General features: G+C 73.5%; 15 protein-coding genes. 6 read left to right on the plus strand and 9 right to left on the minus strand.

The features are described 5' to 3' along the window. Positions 1-23: 23 nt before the first annotated feature. The 9 genes from AB0M43_RS07695 to AB0M43_RS07735 all read right to left on the minus strand — a co-directional run bounded on the left by AB0M43_RS07695 (position 24) and on the right by AB0M43_RS07735 (position 11,315). The gene (locus tag AB0M43_RS07695) at positions 24-1,076 is read right to left on the minus strand and encodes a lipase family protein (RefSeq protein ID WP_363722140.1); all 1,053 of its coding nucleotides are present in this window, start codon (positions 1,074-1,076) and stop codon (positions 24-26) included. Between the two features lie 37 nt (positions 1,077-1,113). Next, a complete protein-coding gene (locus AB0M43_RS07700; protein WP_363722142.1) occupies positions 1,114-2,715 on the minus strand; it encodes a lipase family protein in 1,602 nt (533 codons plus the stop codon). 117 nt (positions 2,716-2,832) lie between these two features. Then, on the minus strand, positions 2,833-3,744 hold the full coding sequence (locus AB0M43_RS07705; protein ID WP_363722144.1) for a bestrophin family protein: 912 nt from the start codon (positions 3,742-3,744) through the stop codon (positions 2,833-2,835). A gap of 104 nt (positions 3,745-3,848) precedes the next feature. Next, positions 3,849-5,777 carry an FAD/NAD(P)-binding protein gene (locus AB0M43_RS07710; protein WP_363722146.1) on the minus strand — a complete coding sequence of 643 codons (1,929 nt, stop codon included), beginning with the start codon at positions 5,775-5,777 and terminating at the stop codon, positions 3,849-3,851. After that, positions 5,774-7,069 (minus strand): ATP-grasp domain-containing protein, encoded by a 1,296-nt coding sequence (locus tag AB0M43_RS07715; protein WP_363722148.1) that lies wholly within the window; start codon positions 7,067-7,069, stop codon positions 5,774-5,776. The genes AB0M43_RS07710 and AB0M43_RS07715 overlap by 4 nt, the downstream gene beginning before the upstream one ends. Next, positions 7,066-8,517: an argininosuccinate lyase gene (gene argH / locus AB0M43_RS07720; RefSeq protein ID WP_363722150.1), complete on the minus strand. Its 1,452-nt coding sequence runs from the start codon at positions 8,515-8,517 to the stop codon at positions 7,066-7,068. The genes AB0M43_RS07715 and argH overlap by 4 nt, the downstream gene beginning before the upstream one ends. 31 nt (positions 8,518-8,548) lie before the next feature. Further along, positions 8,549-9,589, minus strand: coding sequence for a cysteine synthase family protein (locus tag AB0M43_RS07725; protein ID WP_363722152.1), 1,041 nt, complete (start codon positions 9,587-9,589; stop codon positions 8,549-8,551). Continuing rightward, complete coding sequence (locus tag AB0M43_RS07730) at positions 9,589-10,560, minus strand: hypothetical protein (protein ID WP_363722154.1); 972 nt, start codon at positions 10,558-10,560, stop codon at positions 9,589-9,591. Before AB0M43_RS07730 ends, AB0M43_RS07725 begins: the two co-directional genes overlap by 1 nt. A gap of 35 nt (positions 10,561-10,595) precedes the next feature. Then, complete coding sequence (locus tag AB0M43_RS07735; RefSeq protein ID WP_363722156.1) at positions 10,596-11,315, minus strand: class I SAM-dependent methyltransferase; 720 nt, start codon at positions 11,313-11,315, stop codon at positions 10,596-10,598. Between the two features lie 394 nt (positions 11,316-11,709). On the opposite strand from AB0M43_RS07735, the gene AB0M43_RS07740 reads away from it, so the two are divergent. Genes AB0M43_RS07740 through AB0M43_RS07765 form a run of 6 tightly spaced genes read left to right on the plus strand, consistent with a single transcriptional unit; the run spans position 11,710 to position 17,363 of the window. Then, on the plus strand, positions 11,710-12,102 hold the full coding sequence (locus AB0M43_RS07740) for a cupin domain-containing protein (RefSeq protein WP_363722158.1): 393 nt from the start codon (positions 11,710-11,712) through the stop codon (positions 12,100-12,102). Beyond that, positions 12,099-13,475, plus strand: coding sequence for a class I tRNA ligase family protein (locus AB0M43_RS07745; protein ID WP_363722159.1), 1,377 nt, complete (start codon positions 12,099-12,101; stop codon positions 13,473-13,475). Before AB0M43_RS07740 ends, AB0M43_RS07745 begins: the two co-directional genes overlap by 4 nt. Before the next feature lie 6 nt (positions 13,476-13,481). Continuing rightward, the gene (locus tag AB0M43_RS07750; protein ID WP_363722161.1) at positions 13,482-14,516 is read left to right on the plus strand and encodes an FAD-dependent oxidoreductase; all 1,035 of its coding nucleotides are present in this window, start codon (positions 13,482-13,484) and stop codon (positions 14,514-14,516) included. An 8-nt stretch (positions 14,517-14,524) separates the two neighbouring features. Then, entirely contained in the window at positions 14,525-15,811 is a 1,287-nt protein-coding gene (locus AB0M43_RS07755) for a SidA/IucD/PvdA family monooxygenase (RefSeq protein ID WP_363722162.1), read from the plus strand. Continuing rightward, entirely contained in the window at positions 15,808-16,149 is a 342-nt protein-coding gene (locus AB0M43_RS07760; RefSeq protein ID WP_363722164.1) for a hypothetical protein, read from the plus strand. The genes AB0M43_RS07755 and AB0M43_RS07760 overlap by 4 nt, the downstream gene beginning before the upstream one ends. Beyond that, positions 16,146-17,363, plus strand: coding sequence for an ATP-grasp domain-containing protein (locus tag AB0M43_RS07765; protein ID WP_363722166.1), 1,218 nt, complete (start codon positions 16,146-16,148; stop codon positions 17,361-17,363). The genes AB0M43_RS07760 and AB0M43_RS07765 overlap by 4 nt, the downstream gene beginning before the upstream one ends.

Consider the following 17,363-nt stretch of genomic DNA (forward strand, 5'->3'; position numbering starts at 1 on the left):
GGTCAGCCCGACCGGCCCGGTTCTCAGTGGACGCTGGCGGGCGCCGTGACGAGCGCGTGTCCCCACCGTGCGACGTGGTCGGCCGCGACGGGCAGTACCGCCAGGTGGTCGGGGCCGTCGAAGCTCCGGTACCCCACGTCCGTGCCGCAGCGGCGCAGTCGTGCCGCCAGCCGTGCGGTGCTCCGGGGCGGGGCGAGGACGTCCCGGTCCGTGGTGCACAACAGCACGGGGCGGTCGTACCGGCAGACCTGGGCCTGTGCGGTGCGCAGCAGGCGCCGGACGTCGGGCCGGCGGGTCAATCCGGAGGTGCCCAGGTCCGTGTTGCGCAGGCGCAGCAGCGCGGACCGGATCTGCGGCATCGAAGCGGTGGTCGCCCTCTCCAGGATCCGCACTCCCGTGGAGGTGAGGAACTCGAGGGGACGGAAGGTCGGGTCGTGCGCGCGCAGGCCGGCGAGCATCATGGGCACGAGCTGCTCGACAGGCGCGTCCCCGTGCCGGGTGACCTCCGTGAAGAACGCCAGGTGGTCGAGGGGCGCCAGTGCCGCGGTACCCCGGTAGTCGAGGTCGGGGGCGTGTGCCCGCCACCGTGCCGCCGCGGCGAGGGCGACGCCGGCGCCCTGGGAGAAGCCGGCGGCGATGACCGGCGTTCCGACGGGCGCGTCGAGTTCGCGGACCGCCCGGGCAATGTCGAGCAGGTCGCCGGCCAGCGCGCCGCCGTGGGGGAACGGGTTGACGCCGTGCGTGTCGAGCCCCCGGTAGTCCGGGGCGACGACCGCGAATCCCCGCCGCAGCCAGGCCGCGAGGTGCTCGCGTTCCAGGCGCGGCAGACCCCGGAGCGACGGGGCGTTCGGGCCGCCGACCCCGACCATGCAGTGGCCCCAGGCCAGCAGCGGCCAGCCCCCGGCCGGCGGCGCGGTCCTCGGGAACAGGACCGCACCCGACGTCAGTCGGCCCCCGCTCCAGAAGGACAGCCGGACACCCCGCCCGCTGCCGTCCGGCCAGAGCCGGGCCGGCAGCGGTGAGACCTCCGCCAGAGTGCCCGACGCACGGCGTAGTTCGAGATCGAGAACTGTCATCGGGTACGGAGCCGGGGTCGGCCGGACATGTCAGTGCTCAGACCCGCCCGAAGAGCCAGTAGCCCGGCGACTCCGGCCGCTCCCCGAGGCAGAAGTCGCGGACACTGGCGACGATCTCGGCGACCGAGACGTGCCCGCTGCCGTCGGCGTCGAGTTCGTCGAAGAGTTCGCCCGACTCGTGTCCGCCGATGCCGCAGCCCGCCAGGAGCGCGCCGAACCGGGTCCGGGACAGCCCGGCGTCGACGTCGGGTCCGACGAGCGCGACGACCGCCGACGCGAGTCCGGTGACCACGCGGTCGAACCCCTCGGGCAGGGTGCCGGCGGCGGCGAGGAACTCCTCGATGCCGACCTGGCCGTCCCTGTCCGCGTCGAGGTGGTCGCGCAGGGCGGTCCAGAACGCCCGGTACCCGGACCGGATCTCCAGGGCGAGCGGCGAACCGGGCGGCTGGCCGAAGCCCTGCACGAGCCGCAGCGCCAGGGCCTCGAAGTCGTCGCGGCCCAGCTGTCCGTCCCCGGTGGCGTCCAGGACCCGGAACCGCCGGTCCCTGGTCGACGCGCGGCCGGTGGCGGCCCGCACGACGCGCGGGGCGGCGGTGACCAGGTCCCAGGCCCAGGCGGCGGCGTCGGCCCCGGCGGGTACCAGCAGCTCCAGGTGGTCGGCCCCGTCGTACCCCCGGAAGGTGACCTCGTTGCCGGCGGCGCTCATCGCGCGCGCGAAGGACGCGGCCTGCTCCGCCGGCAGGATGGGGTCGTGTTCGCCGGCGCCGAGGAACACCGGCCGGTCGTACCGGGTCACCGGCAGGTCGGCGTACGCGAGGAGTTCGCGCACGTCCCGGCGCTCGGTGAGGTCGGTGAGCCCCGCCTCGTCGTTGCTGGTACCGGCGGCGGCCTCCTCGACGTCGCGCATCGACCCGGACGCGGCCAGCTCCAGCAGCCGCAGGCCCGTGGCGGTGAGGAACCGCTCCGGCGCGAACCCGGGATGGGTCACGTGCAGCCCGGCGAGGACGACGGGCACCAGGGCGTCGACCGTGTCCTCACCCTTGACGGTGCGCAGCTGGATGAAGTCGAGGAACCGGACGGGCGGGGCGAGGGACACGGTGCCACGGAAGTCCAGTTCGGGCGCGTAGCCGGCGCACATCACCGCCGTGTACAGCGCACCGTGCCCGCCCTGGGAGAACCCCGCCACCACGGTGCGGGTGTCCACCGGGATGCCCAGGTGGTGCACGGCGCGCACGATGTCGACGATGTCGTCGGCGATGGCCTCGCCGTTGAGGTACGGGTGCGGCTCCGGGGTGCCCAGGCCCTCGTAGTCGGTGGCGGCCACCACGAACCCGCGTCGCAGCCAGTCGGTGAGGTGGCCGCGTTCCGCCGGGTGCAGACCGACCAGGGACGGCGCGTTGCTGCTGTTGAGCCCGACGGTGCAGTGCGCCCAGCTCAGCACCGGCCACGTCGGACCCACCGGCGCGGTCTCGGGCACGAACACCGAACCGGCGACCGCGCGGGGTCCACCGCGGTAGTTCACGCCCTGGTACTCCACCCGGAAGCCCTTCGCGGTGCCCTCCGGCCACAGGTCTCGGGGCAGATCCGCCACGCTCAGCAGCGTTCCGGGGGCCGGGCTGGCGACGGGCTCATCACGCATGGGGGTACCACTTCCGCTAGGAGTAAAAATAGGACCTACTGAACATCGCCGACCCTGGTCCCGGCGGACCTCGGGGCGCGACCCGCGATCGGCGTGCGCCTCAGCGCTGCGACGGGATCACACCAGCACCTCGGCCGAGGTGTCGTCCCAGGCGGTGGCCGAGGCGGCGGAGATGTCCGCCACGCCGTCCGCGATCGCCTGGGCGATCCTGTCGACGGGCAGGTCGTTGGGATCGTGTCCGAACGGCTCCTCGATCTCGACCCCGATCTCGTCGATGCCGATCAGGGCGTACGCGATGAAGGCGCTCGCGATCGGCGTCAGCCAGTGGGTCGCGTCGGCGATCGCGAACGGCACCGTGGCCGTGAACAGCAGCAGCGCCAGTTTGATGTGCTGGGCGTAGGCGAACGGCACGGGTGTACGCGCGATGCGTTCACAGCCACCGAAGGCGTCCTGGAGCGCGGTGATGTTCGCGTCCATCACCATGACGTGGTGGGGTTCGAGCGCGCCGGCGCGCGCCAGCTCCGTGATGCGGGCCGACATCAACGAGGTCATCATCGGCGCGCGGGCGGCGTGGGGCTGGAGGAGTTTCCTCTCCTCGGCGGTCAGGAGTTCGCCGAGTGCGGCCAGGTCCCGCTCGCCCCGCAGGCTCTGCGTGCCGAGGGCGAAGAACGCGCTCAGGTACCGGCGGACATCCGCCACGGCCGGCCGCACCTCTGACGGGTCACCGGACGGAAAGGTGGTCACCTGCCGGGCGAGGTCCCGTGAGCGGGTGACCATCGCACCGAGCAGTTTCCGGCCCTCCCAGTACCGCTCGTAGGAGGCGTTGGTGCGGAACACCAGCAGCAGACCCAGCGCGACGCCGATCAGCGTGTGCGCGGTGGCCGACATCTTGAACCCGCGCGTGTTGAGCAGCGCCGCCACGAGGCCGAGGGCAGCCACTATGCCCACCCGTACGACCAGCCGTGGTGCGATCGTTCCGTGGAACCGCACCACGACCGACACCCAGTTCTTCGGATCGTAGTCAATCATTGGAAACAGATGGTAAGGGTAAATAACGGGCAGGTCGGGTAGGCGCGCTCGATGGTTCCGCACACCGGTACGGACGTGGTCCGGGTCTCCGCGCCTCGCGCGGCTCAGACCGTGGGCCGGCCCGAGGCGGTGTACATCTCCACCACGCACCGGTGCGCGTCCGCCACCGGCCGCGACCACATGTTCGGCGACGGCACCAGGTTGTTGTAGAACGTCACGCCCTCGCACAGCGGCCCGAGGAACCACAGCCGCCGGTCGACCCGCCCCGACACGTCCACCGGGTGCATGTCCGCGTCCAGGTCGATGCCGCGCACCTCGCGACTGGCGGGCCGGTACCGGCGGATCCAGCCCTTCTCCCGCAGCGCCCGCAGCAGCGGACTCGTCGAGGACTCCACACCGGGCGGGCGGACGTGCGCGGACAGCAGCCAGTCCACCTCGCGGACGTGCGGAACGGCGAGTCTGGTCGACGCGATCGTCCAGCCGCCGCCGTCGGATCCGGAGCGGGTCACGGTCGGAGCCGGTCCGAAGGGTACGTGCGCGACCCCGGCCGCCATCAGCGCGAGCAGCTCGGTGTGCCGCTCGTACTGCGGGCCGACCACCGCCCGGTTCACGGCGGGCACCGTGTGCCGGGTGAACGTGTCGAGCGAGCCGAGGGTGAGGCCGCCGAAGTCGACCACGTACCGGAACGTGTCCCGGCCGATCCGGAGCACGTCGAGGGCCGCCTTGATGGGGCTGCGCGCGAAGCCGAGCACCCCCTCGGCGAGGTCGCGGCGGACCGTCTCCGCGAGCCACTTCTGGTAGGCCACCGCGTCGTCGAGCAGCATGCCCTCGGCGCCGTCGAGGAGCGCGCGCGGGTCGAACGGGCCGAGGCGCGCGTCGAGGTCGTCGAGGGCCGCGAGGAGCTCGGCCGGCCCTGCCCCGTCCCCGGGGTCGCCGGCGCGGGAGGCCGGGGTCCCGTCCCGGGAACCCCGGGCGCGGGCGGCCGGATGCCGGGACCCGGAGCCGGGCGTGCCGGAGGCCCCGTTCCGTAGCACCGCCGGCAACTCCACGCCGGCCAGCCGCGCCTCACACCGCCGGTACCCGACCCGCATCTCCGTGTGGATCAGGGGCAGGATGTCCCGGTCGAAGTCGAGCGGCCCGGTACGCCGCGCCCGCACGGCGTCGATCGCGGCCTCCGTGAACGCGGCGGGTACGTGGGGCGGCCCGAACTCCACCACCCGGGGCCGGGCGCGGCAGGGCACCCCGCTGCGCGAGTACAGGAAGATGGTCGGTTCCTGTCCACTGGGGACGTACCGCAGTTCGTCGTCGCCCACGTAGCGCCCGCCCCGGCCCACGGTCAGGCAGGACACCAGGTCGAACGCCGACAGTCCGAAGCCGCCGATCCCGACGGAGTCCCCGGGCGCGACGTCGGCGAGCCGGGCGGGCAGCGGATAGGGCTCGGGCACGACCCGGTCGGCCGCCGGCCCGTCGTCGCCGGTGTACCCGGTGGTCAGGAACACGTGCCGCACCTCGACGGCCGTCCCGTCGGACAGTTCGACGGTCACCGTCCCGTCGGCCCCGGAGCGCAGGTCGACGGCGGAGGCGAGGTGCCGGGTGACCGTCACGTGCGGCGGTACCCGGCGGAGGAGTTCCTCGCGGAACCAGGACAGGTAGCCGCCCAGGATCCGGCGGGGCAGGAAGTCCTCGGGGCGGATGGGCCGGCCGTGCGCGCCGACCGTGAAGCCGTCCTCGGCGAGGCGCAGGCCGCGGGCCGTCACCCAGTCCCACAGGGTCGGGCCGGGCGCGTCGGTGGCGTCCCCGACGGTGCACGCGTCCGGGAACAGCGACACCTGGGCGCAGGTCGTGTTGAGGAGCAGGTAGTCGGGCTGGGTGACGTCGTGCACGCCCGCGCCGGTACCCGTCGGATCGATGATCTCGACCCGCACCGGGCCCGCCGCCGGCCCGGCCCGCTTGGCCAGGGTGACGATCCGTTCCAGGACGCCGAGGCCGCGCGATCCGAGGCCGACGACCGCGACGGACACCTCGGCGGTCACGGCGCCACCCGGGCACCCGGGGAGCCCGCGCCGGCATCGGCGGGCGCGGCGGGGTCGCCACCGGAACCGGGCCCGCCGACCGACGGAGCGGGCGCCGCCGTGATCCACGCCCCGAGTTCCCGCAGCCCGGCCTCCGCCGCCCGCGCCGCCGAGCCCCCGACCTCCCCGGTGGCGATCACATACCCGAGCCGGTCCTGGAACGAGTTCCGCAGCACCAGTTCCCCGGGCTCGCGGAGCACCGCCACCTCGACCACCCCGGGCACGGCCCGCGCGGCCTCCACCCCGTCGACCCCGAGCAGCTCCCCACCACGCGGAGCGACCAGGAACCGGATCGACGCGGGTCGCACCGGGCCCGACACGAGTTCCCCGGCGACCCCGGCGGCCCGCCGCACCACGTGCGCGATCATGTCGACCCCGCAGGACTCCGCGACCACGCGCGGGATCATGCCGCCGGCCAGCCGGGGGTTGACCTCCACGACGCAGGGGCCGCGCCGGGTGTGCCGCAGCTCGACGTGCGCGGGGCCCCAGCCGAGGCCGAGGGCCCGCAGCGCGGTGAGCGCCGCCTCGCCCAGGGAGGTGGTGAGCGGCCCGCCGACCGGGGCCGGGAAGTCGTGGCCGGTCTCCACGAAGTAGGGCCGGGGGCCCAGGTGCTTGCGGGTCACGCCGACGACCTGCTCATCGAGGGTCTCCACGGAGTACTCGGGCCCGTCGAGGTACTCCTCGACCAGCACACCCTCCTGGGGCGGCAACCCGGGCAGCGCGCCGAGCACGTCGGCGGCGGCCGCGCGCACCTCGTCGGGCGTCGAGCACAGCCGGACCCCGATCGAGCCGGAACCGGCGACGGGCTTGACCACCACCGGGTACCCGATCGGTTCAGCGGCGGCGACGGCCGCGTCCGGGGTGCGCGCCTCGGCGAACAGCGGCCCGGGCACCCCGTGGTCGCGCAGGGTCCGGCGCTGGGTGGGCTTGTCCCGGCAGGCGCGCACGGCGTCGGGGTCGGGGTGCGCCAACCCGAGGGCGCGGGCCACCTCGGCGGCGGTCGCGACGAAGTACTCGGAACTGCTGGTCACCCCGGCGATCCGGCCGCCGAGCCCCGCGCAGGCGGCGCGCACGGCACCGGCGTCGGCCGTGTCGACGACCCGGAAGTCCAGGGCGTCCAACTCCACATAGGGGTACCGGCCGGGATCGCGCGCCAGGAGCACCGGCCGCAGCCCCAGTTCCCGGGCGGCCCGCGCGAACAGCCGCCCCGATCCGGTCGTGTTGCTCTCCACCAGCACGAACCAGTCCGTCATGCGTCCTCCCCGGTCAGTCGGCGCACCTCGGTGGCCAGTTCGGCGTCCCCGGCCCGTACGGTGTCCCGCCAGTCGCACAGCCACCGCCGGCGCGCCGACCAGCCCGCGACGGCCGTCTCGTGCGGGGCGGTGAAGTCGCCGGGGCCGCCGCCGTACACGTGCTCGGCGACCAGGTCGGCCAGGTCCAGGCCGGTCAGGCCAGTGCCGTCCAGCCAGCCGGGCGGGCCGAACTCCTCCAGGTCGGTGGAGCCGGCGGCCACGGCCTGGCGCACGGCGTCGCCGACGAGGTGGTGCGCCGTCCGGAACGGGGTGCCGGCCCGCACGAGCCGGTTGGCCACCGACGTCGCGGTCGTGTACCCGGCCTCGGCCCGCTCCCGCATCCGGGACTCGTCGGGCCGCGCACCGCTGACCAGCACCTGGCTGAGCAGCACGGACTCCTCGACCGCCCGGAGGCCGTGCCACACGCTGGCGACGGCCTCGGTACCCACCTCGATCGAGTTCGTGAACGGGGTGGTGGCCATCGTCGACGCCGCGGCGGCCCACGCGCCCAGGGCCTGGCCGGGTTTGGCCCTCACGTGTTCGAGCAGGAACGCGTTGCGCTTCTGCGGCATGGCCGAGCTGCCCCCGACGAGCCGGTCGGGGAAACCCACGAACCCGAACTCGGCGGTACTCCACAGCTGCAGGTCGGTCGCGAGCCTGCTGAGCACGACGGCCAGCCCGGCGGCGGCGCCCAGCAGGCGCAGCGGCACGTCCCGGCTCGCCACGGCGTCCAACGCGTGCGGACTCGACCCGGAGAAGCCGAGCAGCCGCGCGGTGTGCGCGGGGTCGATCGGCAGGTCGGTGCCCGCCACCGCGCCCGCGCCCAGCGGACAGACCCGCAGCCCCTCGGCGGCGGTGCGCAGCGCGTCGAGTTCCCGGCCGACGGCGAGCGCCACCCCGAGCAGGTAGTGCCCGTAGGTCACCGGCATGGCCGCCTGGAAGTGGGTGTACACCGGCATCACCACGGACCGGTGCGCGCGGGCCCGCGACAGCAGCACCCCTTCGAGGCGCACCGCCTGTTCGCCGAACTCCAGGACCCAGTCCCGGAAGGCCAGGTTCGTGATGGTGGCCTTCAGGTCGTTGCGGGACCGGCCGGTGTGCAGCACCCCGCCCACGTCCGCGCCGAGGTGCTCGATCAGGTAGCCCTCGTACATCAGGAACAGGCCGCGCGGCGCGGGCCGGGCGAACAGCGGGGCGAACCCCTGGGCGGTGAGGTCGGCCATCCGGCGCAGCAGAGCGCCGGCCACGTGGTCGGACACCAGGCCCCGGGCGGCCAGCATCGCCACGTGCGCGCGGTCGACCCGGATCATCGGCGGCAGCTGGGCGGCGATGTCGGCGGGGTCCAGGTCGCCGTACACGACGTGCCGGGTGCGGGCGCGCAGTTCGCCGAGGAGGCGGCCGGTGCTCACGCGACCACCCCGCGCGGGATCCGACGGGCGCTCACGCGGGCACCGCCGACATGACCTCCGCGTGGCTGCGGCGGTTCCAGTCGTAGCGGGTCCAGATCCCGTCCGCGCGGGTCGGGTCGTCCAACGCGTCCGGCTCCGCCGGGGGCGGGTCGGTGTGTCCGGCGGCGGCGAGCCAGGCGTCGTCGTAGACCGTGTCCTGGTAACGGTAGCCCTCGTCCGGCAGCATCACCACCGTCAGGCCGCGCGGGTTGCGGCGCGCCCACCAGTCCGCCACCAGGTACGCTGCGCCGCTCGTCGGCCCCATGAACAGGCCGTGCCGGCGGTGCAGGGTCCGGGTCGCCTGGTACGCCGCGCCGGCCGCCGTCCAGTGCACCTCGTCGAACACGGTGTGGTCCAGGTTCTCCGGCATCAGGCCCATCCCGAGCCCGCGCAGCTCGCGATGCCCGTCCGGGTGGCCGAACAGGATGCTGTGGTGGGTGTCGACCGCGATGGCCCGGCACTCCGGCAGCACGGCGCGCAGATAGGTGCTGGTGCCCGTCATGGAACCGCCCGAGCCGACCGGCCCGACGAGGCAGTCGACCTGGCCCAGGGACTCCAGGACGAGTTCGGCGACCGCCGCGTAGGACCGGGGGTTGTCCGGGTTGGAGTACTGCTCCGGCCAGAAGCTGCCCGGGTGCTCGGCCCGGATCTCGTGCAGCCGGTCGAGCCGCGCCGCCTGGTACCCGCCCGGGGCCGCGCCCGCCGACGCCGGCACCCGCTCGACGACCGCGCCGAGGTCGGTGAGCCGCCGGTAGAGCCGCTCGTCCACCACCGGGTCGCTGACCAGGATGAGTTTGCGGTCCAGGTGCACCGCCTGCATGGCCAGCGCCAGCCCGAACGTGCCCGACGTGGTCTCCACGATGGTCGACTCCGCCGGCAGCCGGCCCTCGGCGAGCGCCCGGCGCAGGATGTAGCGGGCCGGGATCATCTTCATCAGCGTGAAGCACGCGCCGTACAGGTTCGGGCCGAGCCGGACGAGCCGGGGGAGCTGGTAGGCCTCCGTGGCCTCCTCGTACCCGGTGCGGATGGTCATCAGGCAGCCCTCTCTTCGGCGGCGCCGTCGGGTGCGGCGCCGATCTCGGTCGTGAGGACCAGGCCCATGGCCTCGATCCGGGTGGCGCACCGGGCCGCGGACTCGCGCGCCCCGGGCGACCGGGCGTCGAACAGCAGCCCCGCGACGGTCCCGCTGTGCGCTATCTGGATGCCGGCCCCGCCGTGGTCCAGGCACAGCGCGATGAGCGCCTCCAGGTTGTCCTTCGGCAGGAACCGCTGGTTGATCCGCGCGCTGGCGGTGGCGACCCGGCCGAGCAGCGGCACGTCCTCGGTGGCCATCGCCCGGCGCAGGGCCGCGCGCAGCACCCCGAAGAACCCCACCTCCCGATCGGTGTACTCGGCGGGCGGGAACCGGTCGGTGTCCACCCGGGTCCCCGGCCGGGTGTCGCAGCCGACCACCAGCAGGGGCGGGAGCCGGTGGCCCAGGGTCTCCAGCACGACGCCGTCGCGGTGCGCGAACAGCACCACCCGGTCGTCGATCATGATCGGGTCCGAGGCGCACTCGGCGAGGACGGCGAGCCGGCCCAACTCCTCCCGGGACAGCGTGACGCCGTGGTAGTCGGCGACCGCGCGGATGGTGGCGGTCACGTCGCTGGTGGACGAGCCCATGCCGATCCCCACCGGGACGTCGCTGAGGATCTCGATGTGCCCACCCTTGGCGGCGCCCGGCCGGCCGGCGAACTCGCGCAACGCCAGGACGGCCGCGCGGCGCACCTTGGTCAGGCCGGGGGAGCCGACGACGCCCCAGTGGCTCTGGCTCGGGTGGAACACGGCGCGGGTGCCCCGGGTGGTCTGCGGCAGGGTGACGAGCGCGCGGCGCAGCAGCCCCGCGTCGTCGTGGAAAACTCCCTGGAGCAGTTCTCCGTGGTGCGCGGGAGCGTACCCGGTGCCGACCCCGAATTCCGCCGACATTTTCGCAGGAATGAACTCCTGGAGTGAGCGCGACGTCATGGGGACCTTTCTTTCAGGAAACGCGACCGAAAGAGTTATCGGGAGCCGGCTTTCCTGATCGTGAAGATCAGACTCTCGTGCTCGTGTTCGTATTCGCGATATCCGGCGTGCGGCGGCTCCCACCAACTCGCGACCTCGACGGATTCGGCGACCAGGCCGACGGACTCCAGCAGGGCGTCGAGGTCCGCGCGGTCGTAGAAGCGGCAGTAGAAATCGAAATGGTCGATGTACTCCCGGGGCGCGACCTCGCGGATATTCGGGTCGCTGACCTGACAGTCGTTCATGGTCCACATGTTCGCGACCAGCGCGCCGCCCGGGCGCAGGATCCGGTGGAACTCCACCAGCGCGGCGGCCGGGTCGGTGAGGTGTCCGAGCAGGTCCCAGGAGAAGATGGCGTCCACGGAGTCGGGCAGCAGCCCGGTGTCGAACGCGTCGGTCCGGACGAACACCACCCGGTCGCGCACGCCCGCGCGGTCGACCACCTTCTCGGCGATGGCCATGGCGTTCGGGGAGGTGTCGCCGGCCAGCAGCACGGGCGCGCCGGCGGCGAGCGGGGGCAGGTTGCGGCCGTCCCCGCAGGGCAGGTCGAGGACCACCGCGGCGTTGTGCGCGGCGAAGAGCTTGGCCGCCTTCTCCGCGTGCGGGACGGGCGGGTCACCCCACAGGTTCGCCTGGCCGTTGAGGTGGGAGGCGTCGTAGGCGCCGTCCCAGAGCGGTATCGCGGCAGCGTCCCGCGACGGAACTGAAGAGTTCACGATGGCCTCCATTGATCACGGCCCGCCGGGCTGAGTGAACAATAAGTCGGCGACTGTCCACAAGCAACCCTGCATTCCGGCTTTTGTTGGCGGCCGGTCGGATCGGGCCGACCAAATCGCCTGAAACGCGGAACACTGTCCAATGTGGCCTCGATCAATCATGAGGAAAGCTCAATGATGATGATCAAGGTCAATGTCAATCGGCCGATACCGCAGCGTTCCCACACCATCCCGCCAAGCGGGTTTGAACATTTGATCATTGATGAAGATCAAAGGGTGACAGGGCGTCGTCGAGCGTTATATCCTCCTGCCGCGCCACCTTGGAATCCGCGCCGTACCCCATCACGTCACTTCACTCTCCGTATCCGCGTCCCGCGAGATGGGAAGGGTAGTTATGCGTCAGTTCATCAGCGACTCGGCAGAGTCCTCCGCCGTCGGGGTCGTCGACGTCGCCCGGTGGGAGCAGTACGGGCTCGACGGGACCATGCCCTTCCAGGCCATGTGGTACACCATCCCGCCCGGCGGGGCGGGGCCGCAGGACGGGCACCCCGAACTCGAACTGTCCATCGTGGTCACCGGCGTCGCCACCGTCGAGACCGGCGACCGGATCACGGAGGTACCCGTCGGATCGGCCTTCCTGCTCGACAGCGAGGAGCCGCACGTGATCCGCAACCTCGGACCCGAACCGCTCGTCGTGTTCAGCGCCTACTGGATGCCGCTGACCGTCGACGGCGCCACCGACCACCCCGGCGCCACCGGCGCGAGCACTGAGGAGAAGGCGCTGTGACCAGCGAGTCCACCGGCGTGACGGTCATCGTCATCCCGCAGCCGACCGTCAACGGCGCGCTGCACATCGGCCACCTGTGCGGCCCGTACCTGGCCGCCGACATCGCCTCGCGCGCCGCGCGCGCCCGGGGCGAGAGGGTCCTGACCCTCGCGGGCGTCGACGTGCACCCCAACTACGTGCTCACCAAGGCCGAGCTCCAGGGCGTCGAGGTCGGCGAGATGGTCGCCCGGTACCGGGGCCAGATCCAGGCCGCGTTCGACGGCGCGCGGATCGGCTACGACGCGTTCCTCGACCCGCAGGCCCCGGACTACCAGCGCGCCATCGCCCGGATCCTCCGCGAACTCGTGGAGAACGGCACCGTCCCGATGCGCGAGTTCACCCTGCTGCAGTGCGCCGACTGCGAGCGCACCCTGCACCACTCCTACGTCGTCGGCACCTGCCCGGCGTGCGGCACCGGCGCGAACGGCACCTCGTGCGAGGGCTGCGGCGGGTTCACCTCCGCGCAGACCCTGCTCGACCCCAGCTGCGCGCGGTGCGGCGGCTCGCCCCGGCCCCTGGTCGCCACCATCCCGGTGCTGCCGCTGGAGGACTACCGCGAGCGGCTCACCACCGAGTGGCTGCGCGCCGAGTGGCCGATGCGGATGCGCACCGTCCTGGAGCAGTACCGGCACGCGCCGCTGCCCGACATCCCGCTGGCGTACCCCACGAACTGGGGGATCGAATGTGACGGCCCGCTCGCCGGACTCCGGGTCGACTTCCCCTCCGAGCTGGGGTTCTCCTACCTCTACGGCCCGGCGCACGCGCTGCGCCCCGAGGCCGCCGGGCTCGCGGAGTGGGTCGCGGCGTGGGAGGAGGTCGAGGGCGTCTGGCACTTCAACGGCATGGACAACACGTTCTACTTCGCCATCCTGTACCCGGCGATCCTGGCCGCCGCCGGGGTGCCCACCGCCAAGGCGTGCGGCGCCGTGGTCAACGAGCTGTACCTGCTGGAGGGCAAGAAGTTCTCCACCAGCCGCAACCACGCGGTGTGGGCGGAGGAGTTCCTGGCGGCGGAGGACCCCGAACTCGTCCGGCTGTACCTGTCCTGGGACCGGCCCGACCGCTACGAGACCGACTTCACCCACGAGTCCTACCAGGCGTTCTGCGCGTGGGTCCGGCCGTTGCTGGCGGGTGGCCCCGCCGGGCCCGGCCTGCCCGCCGCCCTCGCCCCCGCCGAGTTGGAACGCGCCGAGCGGGCCCTGCACCTCAACGGCTTCGACGCGGCCCTGGCCGTCCGGTCCCTGCTGGGCGCGCTCGGCGCGGGCGTGGGCGCGGACTCCGTCGCCATGGCCGCGCTCACCGGACGCGGAGCGCTGCCCCGGGGCGAGAGGTAGCCGGCCGTGCGGGTACGCATCATCGGAGGCGGCCTGGCCGGCGCGCTGCTGGCCTGGCGGCTCTCGGACCTGGTCCCCGACTGGCGGGTCGAGGTCGTCCTGACCGGCCGGACCGGGCGGGTCGACGCGACGGCGGCCTCGGGCGGCGCGGTCCGCGCGTACGAGGACGACCCCGGTCAGCGCCGGCTCGCCCTAGACAGCCTGGTGGAACTGCTCGGCAGCCCGACCCTGCGCCGGTGGGCGGACTTCCGGCCGTCGGCGGCCACCTACCTGCGGCGGGACCGGGCCGGGCTCGACGACGCGGTCGCCGAGATCGAGCACCGGCTGCCCGGGTCCGCCCGGATCGCCGACGCCGCCGAACTGGCCGGCCTCGGCTGGGCGGGACTCGCCCCCGGGGACGTCGCGGTCGTGGAGCGCCAGGCGGGGCAGATCGCGCCGGGCCGGCTCCGCGAGGCCGCGCTGGCCGACAGTCGCGCACGGTGTTTGGAGTCCACATTGGACGTGGTGGCGACCGGGAACGCGGACCTGACGGTGGTCGCCGCCGGAGCCTGGACCCCCGGGCTGCTCCGCGCCAGCGGCCTGCCCGCCGACAGCTACCGGACCAAGTCCCTCCAGTACTCCGTGCACCCCGTCGAGGGGACCCGCCCCGGCCAGTTCGTGGACGGCGTGACCGGCGTGTACGGCCGCCCCGACGGCGCGTACGGGCTGCTCCTCGGCGTCCCCACCGACGCCTGGGACATCGACCCGGACGCGCCGCCGACCACCCCCGCCCTCGCGGACCGGGCCCGCCGCCTCGCGGGGGAGCGGTTCCCCGGACTGCGAATCGGCCCGGCCCGGCTGCGGATCGGCTCCGTCGACTGCTACCACGACGAACCCGGCCTCGCCCTGCGCCCGGTGGGCCCGCCGGGGCACGGCGTGTTCACGTTCACCGGCGGAGCCGGCGGCTCCGCCAAGACCGCGCTGGCCGCCAGCCTGCGCGCCGCGACCCGACTCGTCGAGTCCGGTCGCACAGCCCAACCCACTCCCGTCGAACGCAGGTGAGGACACAGATGGTCCACGACGACACTTCCAGCACTCCAGTGCCGCGCTACCACACGGTGGGCGTCGGCGCGGGTCCGGCGAACCTCAGCCTGGCGGCACTGTTCGGGTCGGCCACCACCGAGTCGATCGCCCTCTTCGACCGGCAGCCCGGCCCCGGCTGGCACAACGCGCTACTGCACTCCGGCGTGCGGATGCAGACCTCGTGGCTCAAGGACCTGGTGTCCATGGTCGACCCGCGCCACGAGCTGAGCTTCCTGAACTACCTGGTCACCACCGGGCGGATGTTCGCGCTGCTCAACGCGCAGTTCGACGTGATGCCCCGGATGGAGTACGTCAAGTACCTGACCTGGTGCTCGCAGCGGATCCGCGGGATCCACTACGGCGTGACCGTCGACAGCATCTCGCTGGGGGAACAGGGCTTCACCCTGCACGCCGCAGGCCGGGAACTCGCGCACGCCGAGCACCTCGTCGTCGGCCTCGGCAGCCGGCCGGTGATCCCCGACGGGCTCGCCGGACTGCCCGCCGACCGGGGCTTCATCGCCGACCACCTGGCCGACCGGCTCGACGCGCTCGGCACCGACCGGCACGCGCCGGTGGCCGTCGTCGGCGGCGGCCAGACCGGCATCGAGGCCACCATGCGGCTGCTGGCCCGGGGCCACACCAACATCCTCTGGTTCGGCCGGCGGCTGTGGATGGAGACCATCGACGACTCGCCGTGCGCGAACGACGTGTACCGGCCCGCGCACATCGAGTCCCTCCAGAAGCTGTCCCCGGAGACCCGGCGCAAGGTGATCAAGGGCCTCGACCCGACCGGGGACGCGCTCACCCCGGGCGCTATGCGCGCGCTCTACCAGGCCAACTACGACGGCCTGCTCGACCTCGGCCGGTTCCCCGTCACCCTGATGCCCGGCCGGGACGTCACGTCGGCCGTCCTGGAGGGGGCCGACGTGGTGGTGACCTGCCGCACCGCCGAGCACACCGAGGAGCACCGGGTCCGGGCCGTGGTGATCGCCACCGGACGGGAGAACACCCCGATCCCGTTCGACGACGACCTGCGCGAGCGGGTCGAGTGGGGCGAGGACGGCGAGGTGATCGTGGAGAACGACTTCTCCGTGCGGTGGAAGGGCATGAACGGCCACCAGATCTACGCCATGAACCGGGCCCGGATGAGCATGGGCCTCACCGACGCGAACCTGACCCTGCTGCCGGTCCGGGCCGCGATCGTCCTGAACTCCATGTTCAAGCGGGAGATCTTCCCGATCGTGGACGAACTCTGCCCGGTCAACTGGGGGTGAGCCTCGTGTATGACGGCCGGCGGTTCCGGCCGGTGGGCGCGGTGCCGGACCCGTCCGGCGCCGAACCCTCCGTCGGGCACTACCACCAGTCCGGCGACCTGGTGTGGGCCGAGTTCTCCGGCACCGCCGTCCGGACCGGGCGCCTCGTCGGCACCTGCGGCCCGGACGGCGTGCTCGACGCGGCGTACTGCTACGTCACGGCGGCCGGCGAGACCGTCTCCGGCACGTTCACCGGCACGCCCACCGTCCTCGCCGACGGCCGGATCCGGCTCACCGAACACTGGCGCCGGGCGGACGGCTCGACCGGCGTCTCGGAGATCGAGGAGTTGTCGGCATGACCCTGTTGGTGATCGGCACCGGCGGCCGGGAGTACCGCGAGTACCTGCTGGCCTCGATCGGCGCCCGGTACCGGGTGCACCTGCTCCTCGGGGCCGAGCCGACCTGGGAACGCGAGCACATCGCCGGCTGGACGGTGCTCGACCACCCCGGCGAGACCGTCGACGCGACCGAACTGTGCGCGGCGGCCAGAGCCGTGCCCGAACCGGTGCGCGGGGTCCTGAGCTGGGACGAGGCCCGGGTGCTCCAGACCGCCAAGGTCGCCGGGGCGCTCGGCCTGCCCGGCGGGAACCCCGACGTCGCGCTGCGGTGCCGCGACAAGCTGCTCACCCGCCGGGCGCTGCACGCGGCCGGGGTGCCCCAGCCGGCATTCGTGCAGGTCGGCGACGTGGACGCGGCACTGGAGGCGGCCGGGGCCATCGGATACCCGGTCGTGCTCAAGCCCCGGGCGCTCGCCGCCAGCCTCGGCGTCGTCCTCGTCCGCACCCCCGCCGAGCTGGTCGAGCGGTTCGCGTTCGCCCGGGACACCACGGTGCCGGGCGCCTGGACCTACGACACGGTGCTGGTCGAGGAGTACGCCACCGGGGCCGAGGTCAGCGTCGACTCGGCGGTGCACTGCGGCCACGTGTCCCCGCTGTACGTCGCGCGCAAGGACATCGGGTACCCGCCGTACTTCGAGGAGGTCGGGCACGTGGTCGACGCCGCCGACCCGCTGCTCACCGACCCGGAGATCCTGAAGATCGTGCGCGACACCCACGCCGCGCTCGGCATCACCGACGGCATGACGCACACCGAACTCAAACTCACCCCGACCGGCCCCAAGGTCATCGAGGTCAACGGCCGGCTCGGCGGGGACCTGATCCCCTACCTGGGCCTGCGGGCCACCGGCATCGACCCGGGGCTGGCGGCGGCGGCCGTGGCCTGCGGACTGCCCCCCGAGGTGGCGGCCGACCGGCGGCTCGTCGGGGCGGTCCGGTTCCTGTACCCGGCCAAGGACGACACGACCATCGACGCGATCGACATCGACACCGGGGCCCTGCCCGTCGCCGTCGACCGGGTCACCGCGCTCGCCGGCCCCGGCGACGTGGTGTCCCCGCCGCCCGCCGGCACCCTGTGGGGGCGGATCGCGTTCGCCACCGCCGTCGCGGAGACCGCCGCGGCGTGCGCCCACGCCCTCGACGCGGCCGACGCCGCCGTCACCGTGAGAGAGAGGTAG

This window comes from Longispora sp. NPDC051575, from assembly GCF_040681875.1.
In the GTDB taxonomy this organism is placed as follows: domain Bacteria; phylum Actinomycetota; class Actinomycetes; order Mycobacteriales; family Micromonosporaceae; genus Longispora.